This window comes from Oleiphilus sp. HI0123 (genome assembly GCF_001635315.1).
In genome coordinates this window covers 1-1,779 of sequence record NZ_LWGE01001817.1, presented here as the reverse complement: position 1 = coordinate 1,779, position 1,779 = coordinate 1, and the positions used below count along the sequence as shown (strand labels likewise).

At 46.0% G+C, this 1,779-nt stretch carries 1 protein-coding gene; it reads right to left on the bottom strand.

Going from position 1 to position 1,779, the window contains the following annotated elements; translation table 11 throughout:
• Positions 1 to 20: 20 nt before the first annotated feature.
• On the bottom strand, positions 21 to 1,779 hold a 1,759-nt coding region (locus A3761_RS24435; RefSeq protein ID WP_068751084.1), incomplete at its 5' end, for a DUF4105 domain-containing protein.

Sequence of the window (1,779 nt, the reverse complement as noted above, 5' to 3'; positions counted from 1 at the left end):
AGAAACCCTTTTTCTTACTCTTAAAAATAATGAACCAGAGAAAAACTGGAGGAGTGCTGATAGGCTTGTTCTTTGGTTTGTTGCTGATAAAAGCTGTGGTAAGCCGTTTGTGCCCGGATTTGCCATTGAGCACCAAGGTTGAAGCTAAAGCCAAGCTCAATATCCAAGCGCTTGAACTTAGCGCCGAAGAGATCAAAGGGGCGATAGGCTTCTAGCTTTAGGTTCCAGTCTTCATGCTGGCTTAGCCAGCCAAGTCGGGGGCCTGCTGCTAACCAGTAGCCTTTATCGATATCATTATCGAGATTCAGTTCTCCGTCAGTAAGGATGTATAGACGCTGCCCAAGATATTCATAACTCAGCCCTCCACCAGCATTCAAAAAACTGCTTAACTCTTCAGGGGCGCTGCGAGGTCGATAAAAGCCTGTCGCAACATGCCAGGAAATTGGTGTAATTAGTAGGTTTCGAGGTGTGTAGGAGGCAATATCGATGAGTTTCAGTTCTTGGAGTCGAGTCTTTGCCTCGTTATTTACCTCGGTACGACGAACTTTCATGTTAAGCATTTCAAGTTTAGCGCCTTGAATATAGCCAGGTAAGGCATCCAGTTGATCATGGTATGCTGCTCGAATTTCCAGTTGCTGGAAATGGTGGCTGCCGTCATAACCGCCGGCTAGCGTTAATCGGCGTGAGTTATGTCCTTGATCGTCACGATACTTAGGTGTTGGAAAGTCTGGAAATACTTTAGTCTTATCGATCTTACTTCTAGTCGAAAGTAGTTCGATCGTTCGTTTGCCAAGGTGTGGAAGGTCGGATTTTTTTCTCACTGCCAGGTAGCGGCTGTATTGGTAGGCCAATTCCAAAACCTTTGCCTGACTTTCTGTATCCAATCTTTGCAAGTGGTTTGTTGCAAGCTTGTTATCTTCTACCAAGTTCCTGGCAAGGTGGATCTCATCATCGCTTAAGTTATCGATCATCTGAGTCATCAGGCTTAAGGTAGAAGGGCGAAAACGTGCGTGCTTTACCGCTCCTGCTTGTTCAATGGCGCGTACTGTATCGGAAGGGATTGCGCTGAGTTTGAAGGCGTCGACGAAGTTAAAGCGTTCGCTGGCTGCATCCAATAAGGTGAGTAATTGGTAGGAGCAGTTTTCATCTACAAAATAATAATCAAAATGAACCGTTCTTATTTCCCAGGTGTGTCGGACAAACTGTTCGACCTCTTCTTGTGTCAGGTCTAAAGCGTATTCCCAAACGTCGCGTGACTCCAGGTGGCTGTATTCTTTGACTTTTTCATAGTAGGGGAGAATTGTAAAGACACCGGGGTAGCCACCGGAAAGACCTTTATAGGTAAAGACTAGCTCATTATCGTCAGGGTTGGCATTGGCGGCAAAGTTGATGCTGTAGTCTAGTAGTGCATTACTGCCAGAGGCGCGATCTATACGAATAAAGGTATGTCCAAACATTGAGGAGGGGCTGTTCAGATAGGCCGCCGGGAAGCTTAAGGTTAAGCTTTTAGGGTCGATCTTGGCGAACCAGTCCTCATAATCTGGGCACTTGGCTTCGGGGAAGTTCAATTCAGGGAGTTGTTGTGTTAGCCAATGAAAACGAGCAGGGAACTGGCAAATAAGCTCAAGGTTGCTGCTGTCGCCAGTAAACGCTGCAATATTAGCCTTGAGCTCAGACTTTGGCGAGTACTTTCCGTCTGGAGCGATAAAAAAACTGTCGTCATCAACCTGACTTTCAAATCGCGGAATAAAGCCTATTTGGTGAAAATGAAGAAGGTCG